This window comes from Bacillus sp. GM2, from assembly GCF_056155945.1.
The window spans coordinates 2,649,425-2,667,686 of sequence record NZ_JBRKSZ010000007.1 but is presented as its reverse complement, the minus strand read 5'-3'; the positions used below and the strand labels follow the sequence as shown (position 1 = coordinate 2,667,686).

Genomic DNA, 18,262 nt, shown 5'->3' with positions numbered 1-18,262 from the left:
TGGGAATGCTGAAGTTTTTAAGATTCTTGCAGTTGATTTTAGAGGATATCTTGCTCATCGCAGGCATGGTATTCATTTCAATAGCCATATATCGGATGAACGTAAACGCGGGTTTAATTGCAACCGGTGTTTTTTTATTTTCTCTTGCCAGCTTGGCAGGATTTGTTCGTCAAAAAAATAAGGATGAGGGAGGGAAATAGATGCTATTAAGCAGTTTAAAGAGCGGAATAAAAAATGAAATTGCTGAAGAGGATAGCGGATCCCTTCTCCATCCGGCCAATTGGTTTAGAAATATTTTTGCTGGGACAGAGAGTTCATCTGGTGAAAGAGTATCAACAAAAACGGCCGTTTTGCATCCGGATGTATATGCTTGCGTGATTGTTTTGGCTGATGATATTGCGAAACTACCGATTAAACTTTTTCAGAATCAAAACGGAAACATACAACAGATTCAAAATGAAGTAAGCGACATTATTCTGAACAAAGTCAATGACTACATGACAAGCTTTGTGTGGAAACGGTTGTTGGTTACGAGACTTTGCACATGGGGAAACAGCTATAATCTTTTGCTTTTTGATAAAGACGGGAATGTGGCTGGGATCAGACCATTAGATCCTGAAGCGACAAATACGAATATTGATCCAAATAACGGCCGGGTATGGTATTCAACCACACTTGACGGCAAGTACCGTGAATTTTTTTACGAAGAGGTACTGCATTTTAAAAACCTGTCTCTTGACGGATTTGTAGGTCAAACCCCGATTTCAGTTATTCGGGACAATATAGGGTCAAATAGAGCTGCCACAAAGTTTAACGCGAAATTTTACAAGAATGGCGGCGCACCGTTTGGCGTTGTAAAAGCGCCGACCCTTTTAGACCGAAAAAGTAAACAAATTCTTAGGGAAGATTGGGAGCGGGTGAATGCGGGGCAGTCTATTGCAGTTTTAGACGCCGGACTTGATTATTCACAAGTAACAATGCCCATGAAAGATGCACAGTTTATTGAGTCAATGAAATGGAACCGCCAACAGATTGCATCGATTTACAAGGTGCCACCTCATAAAATAGGGGAACTTGATCGGGCGACATTTTCAAATATAGAGCAACAATCCTTAGATTATGTCAAAACCACTTTACAGCCAATCGTCACAAATATTGAACAAGAGTTAAACGATAAGGTTTTGACAGAGAAGCAGCGGGGAGCTGGCTATTACTTTAAATTTAACCTGGAATCAGAGCTGCGTGGGGATAGTAAATCACGTGCTGAATTTTATAAAACGATGCAAAGCGTAGGCGCCTTTAGCGTCAATACTATTCTTCAAAAAGAGGACATGACAGGTATCGGGGAGATCGGCGATGAGCATTATGGAAACTTAAACCTTGTTCCCCTTTCAATTATGAAAGAGTATCAACTTAGCAAGGTCAAACGGTCTTCAAATCGCCTGAAAGGGGGTGATGGCAACGGAACAGAAGAAGAAAAACAAGTATTGGAACATGAAGGTTCTGGATGATTCGTCCGCTGAAATCACGCTTTACGGTTCGATAACTGGCGAAGGCTGGTTCAGTGAAAGTTCATCTAAAGCCTTTCAGTCTGAATTGAAAAGTTTAGGTGATGTGAGCTTTATTGATTTGTACATCAATTCGCCTGGTGGGGATGTTTTTGAGGGGCAGGCTATTCATTCGATGCTTCAGCGTCACAAGGCAAAAATCAATGTCTATGTGGATGCACTGGCTGGAAGTATTGCTTCTGTCATTGCAATGGCCGGCGATAAAATTACCATGCCAAGTAACGCCATGATGATGATTCACAACCCATACATGGGGATGGTCGGGAATGCCGCGGAATTCCGGAAGGCTGCCGATGATCTGGACAAAATTACTGAAAGTATCGTTTCCACATATCTTGCGAAAGCAGGAGACAAACTGGACGACGGGACTTTACGCCAGCTTCTGGATGAGGAAACCTGGCTCACCGCCGATGAAGCTTTAAATTATGGCTTGATCGATATGGTTTCAGAATCAAAGGATGTAGCAGCCTGCATTGATCATCAGGTACTGGCACATTTTAAACATGTTCCAGGCAAAATTGTTGCTCAATCCGCTGCTGGAAGTCCGGCTGAAGAAACTAAACCGGATGAATTATTAAAACAAAAGATCAATATGAAACTTGAACTCTTAAATCTTTAAGGGTTCTTTTTTTATGCCATTTTTAAGGAGGACAAGCATTTGAAACAGAAAAAGTTATTGAGACTTGATATTCAATTTTTTGCCGGGGGCGGGATGTCCAAAAAAGAACGAGAATTGCGCCAGACCTTGGCGGAAAAACGTACAAAAATTGAAGCGCTGACCGATGAAGGGAAAATGGACGAAGCCAAAAAACTGCTTGCTGAGGCTCAACAAATTAAAGATCAAATTCAAACATATGAGGATTTACGAAACATGCAGGTTTCATATGCACAAGAAGAGCCGCAGCATGATCCAGAGACAAAGACACCGCAACAGGCAACGGATGATATCGCTGAAACAGAAGTGAAGAATCATGTTCAACTTTTTGCTCACGCTCTTAGAACAGGCAAAGTACCGCAGCCTCTTGCCGCGATGAAAGAAGGTGTGGATGAGGATGGTGGGCTTATTGTACCGCAGGATATCTCCACGAAAATTAATGAAAAACGTCGCCAATTTGATACCCTGGCAAATCTCGTCGATGTCATTCCGGTATCAACAAACAAAGGTTCACGGGTTCTTGAAAAATTATCAGATATCACCCCGTTGGCAAATCTTGAGGAATTAGAAAATATTGAAGAGTTAGAGAACCCTAAATTTGAAAACATTAAATATAACATCAAAGACTATGCCGGGATTTTGGTTCTTTCAAACGATTTGCTTGCAGATACAAAGGAAGCGCTCTTGCAGTATCTAACGACTTGGTTGGCGAAAAAATCAGCCGTAACCCGCAATACGTTGATTCTTAATCAATTAGGAACCCTTGCAAAAACAACGGTTTCAAAACAGGACGACATTAAAGACATTCTTAATGTCAAACTCGATCCAGCTATTAATGCGACAACTAAAGTTGTCACAAACCAATCCGGCTTTAATATGTTGGATAAACTGAAAGACGCGTTCGGCCGCTACCTACTTCAGCCGAATCATACAGACCCGACGAAAAAGTTGTTGTTTGGAAAGCCGGTTTCTGTGATTTCTGATAAATATTTGCCGAGCAGCGGCACAAAAACTCCAAAACATCCGTTGATCATCGGAGACCTTAAAGAAGCCGTTCAACTGTTTGACCGCCAGCAGTATTCCATTTTAACGACAAATGTCGGTGGTAAAGCATTCTACCGTAACTCTACAGATGTGCGAATCATTGAACGTGAGGACGTTGTACTTTGGGACACGGATGCGGTGGTTTACGCGGAATTTACATCTATTAAAGACGCTGTTCCCGACAATGAAACTCCAAGTACTGGCGACACAGAAGATAAATCAGTTGACGTAGGAAAATAAAAAATAGTAAAGGATGATGAAAAATGACAAAACAATATCTGAACGAAGATGACGGAATATTTACTTCCTCAAGAGACAATGGACAAGGTGAACCTATTACAGATGTTTTTCTTGCAGGCATGGCTGGAGGCCTCATTCCTCCCCGGGTTATTTCAGAAACCTACCTTGAAAATACAACTGTAAAAGCTGGAGAATCGGTTTATTTGAATTTAGACGCCAAAGGGAGCGGCCTAGGGATCGGCATTTATACTAATGAAAAGGGCAACCTTACAGTCAAGCTCACTTATATTATTCCTGGAACAAGCAATTTCACAATTAAAGAATATGAAGACGTTTTGACACTTGAAAACAATGATCGGGGTCTTAAAAAGGTAGATGTTCTCTCTTCATCACCGCGTATCATGCTCACAAACAGCGGAGATGCTGATGTGAGCATTAAGAGCCTCGTTATCACGCATTTTTCATAAGATGGTGCTGTCAAATGACTGAAACCGAACAAAAAGAGCTTGAAGAAGCAAAAAAATTCCTCCGGATCGATGGCGATCTGGAGGATGATTTAATTCTTAGCTTTATTGCATCTGCAAAAGAATACATTACGACCGCAACTGGCCTGAAATTCCCTAATAATTCAGCTCGCGCGGACCTGTGTGTAAAGGCTTTTGTAACTCACTGGTATGAAAACCGTGAAATAGCTGGCACAACTTCAAACCTTGATGGAGTTTTGACAACGTTGATCAATCAATTAAAATACACAGTTCCGGAGACTGATGCCGATGCTGAATGACATGCGATATCGAATCAAGTTTCAAAAGAAAAAAGAAGTCGGCCGTCTCCCTGTGGAAGGTGAATATGAAACTATCGTTGAATGCTGGGCAAAAGCTGAAGGATTAAAAGGACGGGAATACTATGCAGCGGCGGCTGTACAAAAAGAACATACAGTAAAATTTACGATCCGACACCGAGAGGATATCGACAAACATATGCGGATTCTGTTTCAGAACCAATCATATGAGATCGAATCAATTCTTCCGAACTATTCCCGAAGAAATTTCACCACAATCAGGGCAAAGGCGGTGGAATAATGAAAATCGAAATGGAAATGCAGGGCTTTAAAGAATTAGATTCATATTTATCTTCACTTGCAAGAAAGGACGAAAAAATAAATAAAGCCACTGTGAAAGCCGGCGGCGCGATTCTTGCGAAGGAAATTAACAAGAATGCTCCCCGTTCCAATATTGGGGGGAGCCATCCTCACATTGATGAAGATATCATAGTCGGTAATCGTACGAGAAAGGACCCCGATGGTGAGATATATGCAGTGGTCGGCCCCACAAAAGATACAAAATACCGTGTCCACTTACCGGAGTTCGGTACGATCCATCAACCGGCTAACCCGTTTATTCAGCAGAGTATGAAAAGTGCAAATGATCGAATGCTTGAAGCGATGGTAGCCGTTATCAGGAAAGGGTACAAGCTATGAATGTGGCAGAGAGAGCATTACAACTAAAAAACAGAGTATTTGAAGCGCTGGAAACTGATCCGGCGCTTTTATTATTGGCTGATCCTGCAAACATTTTTGAACTTGCGGTACCGATTGGTATCAAAAGCAAACCGCCTTATATTGTCGTACAGGAATTGGACTACAGAACAACCAAATGGGCTGATGGAAAGCCGATCAAGGACAGTGCTGTATATCAAATCGATGTATACAACGCTTCTTCCTGCGATCAGATTTTGGCTGCAGTAGTTGGGGTCATGAATCGATTAGATTTTCAAACAGGAATTTTAATCAATGACTTTTTAAAAGATGAGGGCCTTATCCGGAAAGGCTACCGGTTTGAGTCCAATATTTTACTATAATTGGAGGTTTTAGAATGCCTGAATTTAGTTCCGTTACCGGGTTGGAAGGCGTTAGATTTGCGCCTTTAAAAAAGGTGAATGGTCTTTATGTAGCTTCAAAAATTATTGAATATCCCTATGCAATCAACGCGAAGGTTAATACGGAAACATCAACCGAAAAACAATATGCAGACAACAAATTAGTTGATATGGCCGTCACAACAGGTTCCACAAAGTTGGAGCTTGAAATGCGAGATTTACCTATGGAAATCTTGGCCGAACTGTTAGGAATTGAGGAAACAGACGGCCTCTATTTATTTAAGAAAAATATAATTCCGCCGTGGGTTGCTATGTCCTTCTTTGGGCCAAAGGCAAACGGTAAGAATCGTCATGTGGGACTTGTAAAAGGGCGTTTTTCTTTGCCGGATGATGAATGGAAAACAAAAGAAGAAAAGACAGATTTTCAGACGGTCAAACTTTCTGCTGAATTTATGGAGCGCGAACAAGACAACGCCTATAAAGTATTGGCTGATGAGGACGCACCGAATTTCAATTTGGACAAGTTTTATGAAAAAGTGTTTGGCAATGCTTATAAAAATCCGGACTCAGGCTCTGATAATAAATCCAGCGTAGACATTGGAAAGACGGTATAAAGGGAAGCTCCGTGCTTCCTTTTTAAATCTAGAAAAATAAAGGAGGAGTCAACATGGCTCAAAAACATATATCGGTAAAATTGTGGTTTGAAAAAGAAGAAAAATATAAAACGTTTATTGCACCTCGTACAAATACAAAAACTTTGTATGAAGCTCTGGAGCTAGATGAGGCAGCCGCTAAAAATACCAACAGTATTAAGGCAGTGCTTAAAAGCCTTGAAGATCGTATGAAATTCATTGTGCGTGTATTCCATAATCAATTTACTTTAGAGGAATTTCAAGAAGGCCTACAGTCCTTTGAAGTTTCAGACGAAGTAAGGCGAATCATGGGCGAAATTATGGGTTATGAGGAAGTTAAGGAGGAAGAAGATTTTTTTTCGGCAGCGGAAGCGGAAGCCTTTCAGCAGAAAAAGGAATAGAACAGCTCAATGATATATATGCGGCCCTTTTAAAACAGGGATGGACCATGACAGAAATTGACGAGATGGATATTTACCATTACTTAGAAGTTTTGGCTCATGAAAATAAACCAAAAGTTGTTCCAATTGATCAAGTGTTTTTCTAAGACTGGCTTTATCGCCGGTCTTTTTTCGTTGAGTTTATGCCAGGGAAGCGGGGTGGATACATATGGCGCAACCTATCGGAAATATGATTGTTAAAGTAGGCCTTGATGATACCGGCTTTAATCGTGGAATCGAAGGTTTAAAGCGGCAAATGCGTTTAGCGAATTCGGAAATGAAAGCATCCGGTGCAGTTTATAAAGCTGCGGGAAATCAGTCAAAGTTTCTTCAATCGCAAGTAGAAGGACTCAATAACAAATACCGCATACAAGGCCGTTTAGTAGATGAGCATCGAACAAAATACAATAAGTTAGTCAGAGAAAAAGGGCTGGACAACCGAGAAACGCAGATACAAGGTCGCCGGCTGAATGATGCCATTGCCGTTCATCAAAGCCTTGGAAATGAACTGCAACGAGTAACAAAACTATTTGAAAATACCACAAACAGCACCCGGCGAGCAGCGGGTGTTTTTTCTGTGTTTAAGCGCAATTCAGGAGAAGTATCTAAAGAGCTAAACGCGGTGTATCAATCAGCCACAACCGCCGGAAAGGCTCTTTCTGCAATCGGTGCAGCGGGATCGTTTGGGATTGGAATGACTGTTAAAGCTGCCGCTGATTTTGAGAAAGCGATGAGCCGTGTCGGTGCTTTGGCAAATGCGACAAATGATCAAATGGGTGAGCTTACAAAAACAGCCCGTCATTTGGGTGCAACAACTCAATATACAGATGGGCAAGTAGCAGAAGGTATGCAGTACCTTGCGATGGCCGGATATAAAACAAATCAAATTATCGGGGCTATGCCTGGCCTTCTCGCGACTGCCGCAGCTGGTCAAACAGACCTTGGAGTTACGGCCGATATCGTTTCTGACATTTTGACTGAATTTCATATCAAGGCTGAAGATACAAACCGTGTTGCGGATGCAATGACATATACTTTTACGAATTCAAACGCCACCCTGCAAGAAATCGGGCAAACAATGAAATATGCAGCGCCGGCCGCAAAAACAGCGGGAGTCAGTATGGAGGAATTGGCGGCGGCAACCGGTATCATGGCAAACAGCGGGATTAAAGCCGATATGGCAGGAACGGCTTTAAGGTCTACCTTGACGCGACTCTCTGCACCACCAAAACCAGCTGCATCAGCGATTGAAGAGTTGGGTCTAAAAGTTACAGATTCAACCGGTAGAATGCGTCCGCTTGCTGATATTATCGGACAAATCAATGAGAAAACAAAAGATTATACCGAAACTGAGCAAATTCGTATTGCCAAACAGCTGGCGGGGCAACATGCGCTTTCCGGGTTTATTACCTTAATGCACGCCGGGAAAGATAAGCTTCAAGAATTCACAAAAGAAGTTGAAGGAAGCGGCGGTACAGCTGAAAGAGTAACCAAAAAGCAAATGGACAACCTGGCTGGATCTATTGAGTATCTAAAATCTGCTACAAACAATGCTGTTATCACTTTTGGAAATCAGTTCTTGCCTGTTATCCGGGCTACAGCTGACGGACTAACAAAGCTTGTAACCTGGTTTGATTCATTGCCCCCTTCTGTGGCGAGTACCATTGCGATTACTGGCGGTGCAGTCACTGTATTTTCCCTCTTAGGCGGCGCGTTCTTACTGTTGTTGGGCTCTTTGCCAAAAGTAGCAGCAGGCTGGAATATGCTTCGGACCGCGGGCGGCTATTTAACGCGGAATGTAAATCAAGCATCGGTCAGTCTTGGCGTTTATTCTACGGAAGCCATTGCAGCGGGCGCAGCTTCCAGGACAGCGGCTGCAGGAATGACAACAACATCTGCGGCAGCGGCAGCAGCATCCACACGAATGGGGCGTTTTCATCAGTCAGCCAATCTGGCAACAACCAGAGTCGGGAGGCTTGAACAATCATCCAGCAGAAGTGCTAAAGCCATGCGAGGTCTAGGCGGTGCTTCACGTGTTGCCGGCGTTGGTCTTGGATTGTTTGGTGGGCCAGTTGGTTCAATTGCCGGGCTAATTCTTTCATTTGCTCCTGAGCTCTTAAAATTCGGTGGGAATATTTTAAAGGTTGGAGCCAATGCAATTAAAGGCGCTGGCGGCTTTATGAAATTAGCAAAAAGCGGTTTTGGTCTATTCAACATTCTCAAAAAAGGAGCAGGAGTCGTCGGCCTTTTACGTGGCGGATTGAGCTTGTTAGGTGGTCCTGTTGGTCTTGCCGTGACAGGAGTGACACTTTTAACGGAAGCCGGTACAAAGTATTATGACAATCTGAAGAAAAGGGTTCTTCCATCGACTATTGACTTTGGTGAGGGCGTATCGAAGTCAACGGCAAAAGCTGTGAATGCTTATGAAGATATGAATATCAAAGTTACGGCAAAGCTCAATACCCTTCGAGCGACAAATACAAAGATCACCAAGGATATTGCTAATGATGTGACAAAACAGTTCACTGAAATGGGAGACTCGTTGAAAAAGGGATTTCAAACAAGTGCCGATTCAGCCACCAAAGTGTTACAGGATTTTTATGCTTCAAATGATAAAACCTCAGATAAAGAAGCAGCTAAAATCCTCAATAAAATCAAAAGTGGAAATGATAAGAAACAGAAGGAAATACAAGGTTATGTGGATCGGGTAAATGAAATTTACAGAACCGCGGCTGAAGAAAATCGAAAAACAACAGCGAAGGAAAACAGAGAAATAGCAGAGATACAGGGGAAAATGTTGGCTCAAATGGAGACGGCTCTTACTCGAAGCAAGGACGAACAAATTAAAATTTCAAGGAAGCTGAAGGAAGAATCCTCTAACTTATCTGCTAAACAGGCTGCTGCTGTTGTGAAAAATAGTAATAAAGCAAAAGAAAAAACAATAAAAGCAGCCGAAAAGCAACGCGATTCCGTTATTGCTGCTGCTGATGATCAGTATTATGTAAAAGGCACAATTTCAAAGGAAGAGCACGATGACACTGTTGGAAAAGCAAAAAGCCAAGCCAAAAAAACAATCAAACAAGCAGAAAAGACGCATCAAGGTGTAGTCAAGGAGGCAAAGCTTCAAGCTTATGGACATCTTGATCAAGTTGATTTTGAGACAGGCGAAGTCCTTGGAAAATGGGATATTTTTGTTCTCGATTTAGCTGGTGTTGTTAATAAGATTACCGGTGGAATTAACACGGTTCTTGAATTTATGCATATCCCAACCATTCCAGAGTGGAAGCCTAAAGGTTACAATGGCCGGTCTGAAAAAATGCAAATGGCGCCAGGAGCTGCATATGCGAAAGGTACAGACTTTCACCCTGGAGGAAAAGCGCTTGTTGGTGAAGAAGGATGGGAACTGGCCCATACACCAGGCATCGGAACGTATGTTGTCGGGATGGGCGGCCCGCAAGTTTGGGATCTGCCGCGTGGCACATCTGTGCTCCCCCATGATCAATCAAAAGAGTTAGCGGCTTCAGGTCTTCCTGGATATGCCGGCGGTGTCGGAGACTTTTTTAAAAAAGCCGCTGAAGGCTCTAAGAAAATGGTCAACGGAGCTATTTCGTTCGGAAAAGGTGTCGTTGATAAAGTCGGGGATGTTAGTTCAAGCGCTATGGATTTGATAATCAACGGCCCAGGAAAATTAATTAAAAAACTGTTTAGTGGGCTGATCCCGTATAAATCGGGAAAAGGCATTGATTCGTTTGGTACCGGCATACTCAAGACTTTAAAAAATGGTGCAGCTCAATTTTTGAAAGGAGTCATGCCAGAGCCGTCCACATTTAAAGGGACTGGCGGAACGAAAGCCGTAAACCAATGGGTTACAGAGGCTGTTGGTATAGCGGGGGTGCCTCTTTCATGGATTCCAGGGCTTGTGACCATCGCCATGAAGGAAAGCGGCGGAAATCCAAATGCTATCAACTTATGGGATTCCAATGCGAAAGCAGGCCATCCCTCACAGGGGTTAATGCAGACGATCCCGGGTACTTTTAACGCCAACAAGTTTCCTGGACATAATAACATTTTGAATCCAATAGATAATACGTTGGCTGCAATTAACTATATCAAGCGCAGATATGGCGACATTAGCAATCATCCAGGTTTAAAATCAATGGCCCGGGGTGGCGGCTATGTTGGTTATGCAAAAGGCGGTATCTCACCTGGTCAAGGCGGTTCAAAATGGGCCATTTTAAATGAACGAGGGTATGATGAAACAACGATCACGGAAGACCCTTCATACAGGGAGCGTAATATTGGACTATGGGCTCGTATCGGTAGCAAGCTTGGCGTACTTCCGGATTTGCAGGATGGGATGATTTCAAAAGCACTTCTCCTGCTTCAAAAAGTTTCGGCAAAGCCTGAACAGGAGCTGCCACCCCCTAATGATCTTTCTGTAGACATCAGCCGTGTTGTAAAGAATCAAGAAAAACAAATCAGTATGATGGCAAAGCAGATTGATTTTCTAAATAAAAATGTGCAGCTCTTGCAGCAGCTTTTACTAAAAGACAGCAACACATATCTTGATGGCAGGAAAATTGACCAATCAGCCGGTGATCGGTTTAATCGAACTTCATTCATAAACGGGGTGAGATAGTGAAATTATTCCTAGATTACGATAATGGACTTGGGGAGCAGAGTTTAAAAAGCCTGCTTCCTTTTTTTGAACCTTTAAGCTTCACACCTGAAGCACCTGGGATTGATCGTGAAACGGTTAGCATACCCAGAATAAACGGAGTTATCCTTCCGCAGCATCCTCGGGATGTCACATATACAGAACGAAAAATAACCGTTGAATTTTATTTGAATTCAGTCATCGCTGAAAACTTTTATCAATTTAGGCGGGAACTTTACGCGCTTTTAGTCAAGCCGTTTCCCTATTATATCTCGACCGATTTATTGCCGAATCTCCGTTTTCGTGTAACTTGTGATGGGAAATTTAGTATTCCAAAAGAAAAGGAGAAAAACTTTGTAACGTTCACAGTTGAATTTAACAACATCACTGGACTGGCAGAATCCAAATTCACTTCTTTGACAAAGCAGAATTTTGATGGAGAACATTGGAGTCCGGGAATGAATATTCACATGCGTGACGATCTGGAATACAGGTTCAAAAATCGAAAGAGGTTTCAGGTTTATAACACCGGTGATGCCTATATCAATCCTCTGGAACATGCCTATAATGTGACCTTATGGGCGGCCGGAAAAAATGTGACGATCATCAACCATACAAATGGTGAGAAACTGAAAATTGAACAGGAATTAAAAAAATCACAGCGCGTTTCTTTTATCAAGCAATACACGGTGATCAATAAAACACCTATCAAAACATCCGGCAGGCTCCCGGGACTCGATATAGGAATGAATGATTTTGAAATCCAGAATACCAATGATTTTGAAATCATATTCGATACCCGTTTCTACTACGCGTAAGGAGCATGCAATATGGCAAATACAGATTTTATAAAGGAAATTGCACCGGACGCCCAAAGGGTCTATAAAAAGTATGATATTCTCGCGTCTCTCATTATTGCTCAAGCCTGTTTAGAGAGCGGATGGGGTACAAGTGAGCTGGCGCAGAAAGGAAAAAACTTATTCGGCATCAAGGGGACTTATAACGGTCAATATGTTCTTATGTGGACGACTGAATATGATAAGAACGAGAATCCAACTCGTGTACAAGCCAAGTTTCGGAAATATCCATCTTGGACTGAATCAATTCAAGACCTAGCTAATTTGTATGTGAACGGAACGAGCTGGAACCCGAATCAGTATAAAGCTGTGGTCGGGGAAAAAGACTACAAAAAAGCAACAGCAGCACTTATTAAAGCTGGTTATGCTTCCGATCCCAACTATGCAACAAAGTTGAATAACCTCATCCAAACCTACAATCTAACACAATATGACACTGTGGATGGGGTGCCAGATGGACCTGACGAGCCTACAAACCCGAATCCTACCCCGGGGTATCCAAGCAAGGAATATGACGGGAAAGATATAACACTCAATCAGAATCTGCCGACAGATGTTGATTTTCCACAGTTGCATGTCTCAACGAAAGACGGAAAGAGCGTTGTGGAAATAACGGGCGTTTCCGTCGATCTGATGGACGATACGACTGGCAAAAAGAGTTTTACCTTTACGATCACAAAAACGCAGGAAAACGGTACAGAATTTGATTTATTGGTGGATGACAATATTCTTTATTTGGACGAGAAAAAATTCAATCACCAAAAATATTACATTACGGGTGTCCAACTTCATCAAGAGAAAAATGTCATAAGGAAAACCGTTACAGCAAGCCACATATTCACTGTGCTGCTTATTAACAACAGGATTCATGAAACTGTATCAAAGAAATTAAGATTGAGAGATGCGCTTGATTTTGCTCTGAAGAATACAGACTTCAAATATATTTTTAAGACGCCGGAGAGTGAATTTGAATCAGCAGATCAAGAAAATTTCGGTGATAAAAACTCGACAGAGCTAATGGATGAAATCATTGAGGATTATGGGATTGAAATAGACGTGGATAATTACAAAATTTATATCTACAAAAAGATGGGGAAACGGATTAATTTCACCCTAGATTCGCGCTATAATATGCCCGGCATTTCAATTACAACAAACTCGCAAAACAGTACAACACGTGCCTGGGGATACGGGGCCTTAAAAAAGGGGAGCAGTACTGATGACAAAAACCCTCAGTACGAGTTTGAGCCTATTTTATACATTCATCCAGACGAAAAGAAATTCTTGATTGAAGGGAAGCCACGCTGGGCTGAACCGATCAGGGATGAGCGCTATAAAAAAGCCAGCAGTATGATTTCTGCATTAAAAAGGCATGTGAATCCATATCCGGAAATGACGGTAGAAGCTGATTTCCAAAAAATCTATGAGCCGAAGCTTTTAGAGATCGAGCAAGATTTCTGGAAAGGCGACACCATCCATGTCTTGGCTGATACGGCTGATGGTATCACATTTGAAGATAATGTGAGACTTGTGTCCATCCAGTACAACCCTCTGAACCCATACAGTAGCCCAAAATTGACGTTTGCGAACTTCCGCAAAGATATCCAAAGCATAAATGTGGATCAAGCGAAAAGGCTTAGAGATCAAAAACGATATATTGACCAGCTTTTTAAAACGCTCAGGTAGGCGTTTTTTTATTTTGCCAAAAAGGGAGTGATGGACATGTTGCGGCTGATTAAGCACTACAATAAAACCCGTAATTCACTTTATGAATCCCAGCTAAGTGAAGATATGCAAACCATAGAAAATGCCTTGAATGATCATGACTATAATTTAAAAAGACATGAATCTTCCAGAGCCGCCCACACGTCGGAACAAATTGACCACGGCGGCTTTACTGTTGGAAACCGTCTGAAAAATTTATCAGCGCGCTTTGCCAACCTAGTCACAAATCACGACGGTTCAGATGTCAAAGAAGTAGTGGACGCGCGGGTGACAACTGACGGAGAAATTGCTCAAACATTGAAAGATCGGCTGGACTTAGAGTTTAATAGGCTTGCTCAAAAAATAAAGCGCACTGTGTATGTTGATGACTTTGGGGCCGTTCCGGACGGAAAAACCGACAGCACTGAGGCTTTCAAAAAGGCTTTAGGGAATGGCCGGGTGCGAATTGAGTTAAGTGCCGGTACTTATGTTGTGAAAGGCATCAAGCTCCCATCTTGGACGTACTTGAATGGAAAGGGAAAAGGTATCACCACCATCAAGCTTCATGAGGATACGCCTGCAAGTGAATGGGTGATTACAAATGCAGACTATGAGAAGGGAAACAGAAATATTTTTGTACAGGGGATGTCGCTTGACTGGAACCCGAATAGACAAGGCGGAGTTCGGGCGACTGGCGGGCAACATTCCAGCTGCTTAACACTTGCCAATGTTAAATATGGCTGGGTGAAAGATGTTGAGGCGATAAACCCAGGGCTGCACGGTTTTGATATTACAGCCCCTACTTATGATCATTTGCCAACAACCGATTATACGAAGAACGGGAGTCGTTATATATGGCTGGACAATTGCGTTGCATACGGATATGGCGACGATGGGATTACCACACATTACAGCGAATATATTTTCATATCCAATTCACATTGTGTTTATCCAAGCGGCAAAGCTCATAAACAGGGGGAGTCCAATTCCAACGGTATTGAAATTGATGACGGTTCAAAGCACGCCTGGATACTGAATTGCTATTCTGAGGGAAATGTCAGGGGCGTGGAGGTTAAAGCTCATGCCAAATGGCCGGCTGCTCAAAATGTCCATGTCATCGGTCATGTGTCTTATCGTGATGTGCGTTCATACGATATCCGTCATATCGGCCATCATTTAGCATCTGATCCTGAAAGCACGACAGCTTACGGTGTCACATTAACAGATTGTACGGCGATTGAACCGGTATTTAACTCCTTGTATAAGGACCTTTCACCGCGTGCGCTTGTCATTTCTGCCTATAAAAATGTTGTGGTCAGCGGCTTTACAGCTATCGGTGATCCTTCATACGATTATAAAAACTATCCCGCTATCGCACTTCAATATCGCAGCCGAAACATTTCACTCACTGGAATTCAAGTGCGTGGGTTTAAAAAAGCTGAAGCGGATATCCGTCTTTTTGGCGGCAACCAGCGGACTGATAATATCAACATTTCAAACTTCACGTTCTATAAATCTGCTAAAAGCGGCATTGTGATTGGCGGGGGAGTATATAACGTGAATATCAACAATGGGATCATGACAGGGGACAAAGGCGCTTATGGCATCACCTCACCAAACAGCCAAGCTAATATTGTGGGTGTTTATGCAGAGGGTTATGATTACTCGGCGATGATTAAAGGCCAAAAGTATAAATATGTGCCAAACAACTTAAAAGGCGGGACGAGAGTTGCCACAACTTCAGGATATGCGACCTCAGAGACCGGTTTTATTGCGGCTTCTTCCGGTGATCCTGTCGCTTCCGGAGAGGCTTCATCTGTCATTGGATCAACCGGCGGATGTAAAGCACAAGGTACGCGGAATGTGGTGCTCGGTTCTTCTGATAGATCGACCGCAACAAAAGACGGAAGCCGGTCTGTCATCGGATCATCAAATAATGTCAGGATTGAGGGGGATGGAGTATCCAGGACAATTTTATCCTCACAAGCTGTCATAAACAATAAGAGCTATACGGTGGTGCTTGGATACGGCTCCGGGAGTCCATCGGCTTCAAATAAAAAGGTAGAGCTAAACGCAAAGGCTGGGAATGTTTTAGGCACCGGTCGTATTGAAAGTGTTTCTGACTTAAAGGACCTGGCTGAATACTTTGAATCCAAAGATGGCAGCAAGATTGATTCCGGTTACCTGGTAACGTTGGACGGCGATAAAATTAGGAAAGCAGAAAAAGGTGAAAAGGTTTTAGGCGTTATTTCAGAGACGGCCGGCGTCATTATGGGCGGCGCAGCTTTTTATTGGAATGATCGCTATTTAAGAAATGAGTTCGGCGGGATCATCTATGAAGAAATCTACATTGAATCAGAAGACAAAGACGGTAATGTGGTAATTCAAAAAGAACTCGTTCCAAAAGAAAACCCACATTACGATCCGGATGTAGAATATATTCCGCGGGAAGAGCGGGACGAGTGGCATGTTGTAGGGCTGGTCGGCCAGGTCTATGTCAGGATTGATGATACGGTCCAGGCAGGGGACAGCATCGTTCCTTCAGGCGGCATTGGCACTAAATCAGAAGACGGAACAGGCCTTTATGTGATGCGTATTAAGCATCCTTACTCTCATCAAAAAGGATATGGTGTTGCCCTGGTCTTTATGTATCCGCAGCTGTAAAGGAGGCACATTGATGATTTATAAACAAGGTGGTATATCACTCGATATAAACGCGCGGAAATCAAGCGCGCAATCAACCAATATCCAATTTTTCACCCAAGATACGGGCAGCGCAAAGCTGTCCTTTTCTTTTACAAAAGACGGCGTTCCATTGCCCCTTTCGGCCGTAGACGCCAAAATTGTCCTTCTGTATGCGGATGACTCGTTTTATAAACGCAGCTTGACGCTGACGGACAAGGTAAACGGGAAAGCCGAATATGTTTTGTCTGACGAAGAACTCAAGCATTACGGCGAAGTTAAGGCCGAAATCAAGCTTTATTATACGAATGGTCAGGCGCTTGCGACGGTCTTTTTCACCTTCCACATCGAGAAAACTCTCGAAGATCAAAACATCGTGCCTGTTGCGGAGTATTATATTGACGATTTTGAAACGCTCCGGGCTGGCATTAACAAAACGGTGGCGGAGATCAGCCAAACTCTTGATGAGATCAAAGCAAAATTTGCGGAGTTTGAAAATATTGAAACAAAAGACGGGGCAACGGAAAAGGCGAATAAGGCTGAAGCGAGCGCGAAAGAATACACTGACAAAGCGGCAGTAAGCGCAAAGGAATACACAGACATTCATGCTAAAAATACGGATATTCATATCACGGCAGCGGAGCGGGATAAATGGAATGAGGCGGAGTCCCGGGCAAAGTCTCATATCAATAATCAGTCGAACCCTCATCAAGTAACGACAAAGCAGGTTACACTCATTAATGATTCAGCATTTCAAGATGCTTCTTATGAGGGAGATAATTATCCTGATGGAATCTCAACTTTTCCGCTTTTAGCTAATGAAGCCACAGGATACCCGAGTTCATATGGCGGTATTTTAAATGTGAAATCAACTCAATATCGGTTTGCCCAAGTTTTCTTTCCAGCAGGAAATTCGAAGGACCCGAGAATCTACATTCGTCATTGGTATCATAGTCTAGGTTGGACAGACTTTAGCATGATTCCAACTTCAAATGATCTAAAGCCTGCCTGGACTGAGGTTCCTTTGAAAAACGGCGCGAAACATGGGGCTAGAAAAGTTATGTGTGCGGTGGTTGGCGGTTTTCTGTGTTTAAAAGGCGAGATTATCACCAATAGAGGCGTGATTTTTGGGACGCTACCAGCTTCATATAGACCTGACCAGCTCCGCAGTAGACTTGTTCCTATATTCGGTACAACAGGGATGACTAAATTGTATATCGAAACAAACGGAAATATGAGGTTGGAGGGGCAAATCGCTGATAAATCCGAGAACATAACTTCTTATGGTTTGGACGAAATTATTCCCCTGTAGGAGAGATAAGTCATGAAAAACATTTTTAAATATGACAAAGAGACGTTCTTGTTGATTGATAATGATATCATTCAGCCTGATGATCAAGGGAACTATGAAATTCCGGATGGATGGACAGATATTCCATTTGACCCGGGTTTATATCTTCCGAAGTTTTTTCCGGACGAAAAGGTGTGGAAGGAGACGGCTACAAAAGATTACATTGAAAGCTTGCAGCCTCCGGAGCCTGAGCCAGACATAACTGATCTATTGAAAAAACAAAATGCCTTGCTCTCATTGCAAATTGCACGCCTTCAGGCCGATGTTGAAGCATTAAAAGGGGGCGGGGCATCATGAAGTATCCCACGCTTGCGGATATAAAACAATTCTATGATTGGGGGTGTTACACGGATGATGAGATGAGAGAGTATGTAAAAATCGACTGGATCACCCCGGCAGAGTATGAACAGATAACGGGGAGGAGCTATGATAAGCCCGCCGTCTGTGTGGATTTAGGAATGCCAAGCGCCCAATAAGGGTGTTTTTATTTTGCCTCAAAGACGCCCTAAGTCAATAAAAAATCTATCGGTACATTGGGAAAAAAGGCAATAGTA

Annotated in this window: 18 protein-coding genes; all 18 read left to right on the top strand. The window is 42.7% G+C overall.

Annotated elements, in window-relative coordinates:
• Positions 1–5: 5 nt before the first annotated feature.
• The 18 genes from ACVC9U_RS14590 to ACVC9U_RS14505 all read left to right on the top strand — a co-directional run bounded on the left by ACVC9U_RS14590 (position 6) and on the right by ACVC9U_RS14505 (position 18,184).
• Positions 6–200, top strand: coding sequence for a DUF1056 family protein (locus tag ACVC9U_RS14590; protein WP_016886545.1), 195 nt, complete (start codon positions 6–8; stop codon positions 198–200).
• Positions 201–1,511, top strand: a complete 1,311-nt coding sequence (locus ACVC9U_RS14585; RefSeq protein WP_043054222.1) for a phage portal protein — start codon at positions 201–203, stop codon at positions 1,509–1,511.
• Positions 1,456–2,187 (top strand): head maturation protease, ClpP-related, encoded by a 732-nt coding sequence (locus ACVC9U_RS14580; RefSeq protein WP_035338281.1) that lies wholly within the window; start codon positions 1,456–1,458, stop codon positions 2,185–2,187. Before ACVC9U_RS14585 ends, ACVC9U_RS14580 begins: the two co-directional genes overlap by 56 nt.
• Before the next feature lie 39 nt (positions 2,188–2,226).
• Positions 2,227–3,507, top strand: a complete 1,281-nt coding sequence (locus ACVC9U_RS14575) for a phage major capsid protein (RefSeq protein ID WP_441391209.1) — start codon at positions 2,227–2,229, stop codon at positions 3,505–3,507.
• Positions 3,508–3,530: 23 nt separating this feature from the next.
• Positions 3,531–3,974: a hypothetical protein gene (locus tag ACVC9U_RS14570; RefSeq protein WP_052500260.1), complete on the top strand. Its 444-nt coding sequence runs from the start codon at positions 3,531–3,533 to the stop codon at positions 3,972–3,974.
• A 14-nt stretch (positions 3,975–3,988) separates the two neighbouring features.
• Positions 3,989–4,291 carry a head-tail connector protein gene (locus ACVC9U_RS14565; protein ID WP_043054224.1) on the top strand — a complete coding sequence of 101 codons (303 nt, stop codon included), beginning with the start codon at positions 3,989–3,991 and terminating at the stop codon, positions 4,289–4,291.
• A complete protein-coding gene (locus ACVC9U_RS14560; protein WP_441391208.1) occupies positions 4,281–4,589 on the top strand; it encodes a phage head closure protein in 309 nt (102 codons plus the stop codon). Before ACVC9U_RS14565 ends, ACVC9U_RS14560 begins: the two co-directional genes overlap by 11 nt.
• Positions 4,589–4,987 carry an HK97-gp10 family putative phage morphogenesis protein gene (locus tag ACVC9U_RS14555; RefSeq protein WP_043054226.1) on the top strand — a complete coding sequence of 133 codons (399 nt, stop codon included), beginning with the start codon at positions 4,589–4,591 and terminating at the stop codon, positions 4,985–4,987. The genes ACVC9U_RS14560 and ACVC9U_RS14555 overlap by 1 nt, the downstream gene beginning before the upstream one ends.
• Positions 4,984–5,367, top strand: a complete 384-nt coding sequence (gene gp17 / locus ACVC9U_RS14550; RefSeq protein WP_043054227.1) for a tail completion protein gp17 — start codon at positions 4,984–4,986, stop codon at positions 5,365–5,367. Before ACVC9U_RS14555 ends, gp17 begins: the two co-directional genes overlap by 4 nt.
• 14 nt (positions 5,368–5,381) lie before the next feature.
• Positions 5,382–5,999: a major tail protein gene (locus ACVC9U_RS14545; protein ID WP_043054228.1), complete on the top strand. Its 618-nt coding sequence runs from the start codon at positions 5,382–5,384 to the stop codon at positions 5,997–5,999.
• A 53-nt stretch (positions 6,000–6,052) separates the two neighbouring features.
• The gene (gene gpG, locus ACVC9U_RS14540) at positions 6,053–6,418 is read left to right on the top strand and encodes a phage tail assembly chaperone G (protein ID WP_441391207.1); all 366 of its coding nucleotides are present in this window, start codon (positions 6,053–6,055) and stop codon (positions 6,416–6,418) included.
• A 208-nt stretch (positions 6,419–6,626) separates the two neighbouring features.
• On the top strand, positions 6,627–11,096 hold the full coding sequence (locus ACVC9U_RS14535) for a phage tail tape measure protein (RefSeq protein ID WP_441391206.1): 4,470 nt from the start codon (positions 6,627–6,629) through the stop codon (positions 11,094–11,096).
• A complete protein-coding gene (locus ACVC9U_RS14530; RefSeq protein WP_075213433.1) occupies positions 11,096–11,932 on the top strand; it encodes a phage tail family protein in 837 nt (278 codons plus the stop codon). Before ACVC9U_RS14535 ends, ACVC9U_RS14530 begins: the two co-directional genes overlap by 1 nt.
• Before the next feature lie 12 nt (positions 11,933–11,944).
• Entirely contained in the window at positions 11,945–13,657 is a 1,713-nt protein-coding gene (locus ACVC9U_RS14525; RefSeq protein WP_441391205.1) for a phage tail protein, read from the top strand.
• Positions 13,658–13,693: 36 nt separating this feature from the next.
• Complete coding sequence (locus ACVC9U_RS14520; RefSeq protein ID WP_441391204.1) at positions 13,694–16,339, top strand: peptidase G2 autoproteolytic cleavage domain-containing protein; 2,646 nt, start codon at positions 13,694–13,696, stop codon at positions 16,337–16,339.
• A gap of 13 nt (positions 16,340–16,352) precedes the next feature.
• Positions 16,353–17,669 (top strand): phage baseplate upper protein, encoded by a 1,317-nt coding sequence (locus ACVC9U_RS14515; protein ID WP_207185282.1) that lies wholly within the window; start codon positions 16,353–16,355, stop codon positions 17,667–17,669.
• Between the two features lie 12 nt (positions 17,670–17,681).
• Positions 17,682–18,005: a hypothetical protein gene (locus ACVC9U_RS14510; protein WP_075213437.1), complete on the top strand. Its 324-nt coding sequence runs from the start codon at positions 17,682–17,684 to the stop codon at positions 18,003–18,005.
• Positions 18,002–18,184 carry an XkdX family protein gene (locus tag ACVC9U_RS14505; protein WP_075213438.1) on the top strand — a complete coding sequence of 61 codons (183 nt, stop codon included), beginning with the start codon at positions 18,002–18,004 and terminating at the stop codon, positions 18,182–18,184. The genes ACVC9U_RS14510 and ACVC9U_RS14505 overlap by 4 nt, the downstream gene beginning before the upstream one ends.
• The last annotated feature ends 78 nt before the right edge of the window (positions 18,185–18,262 follow it).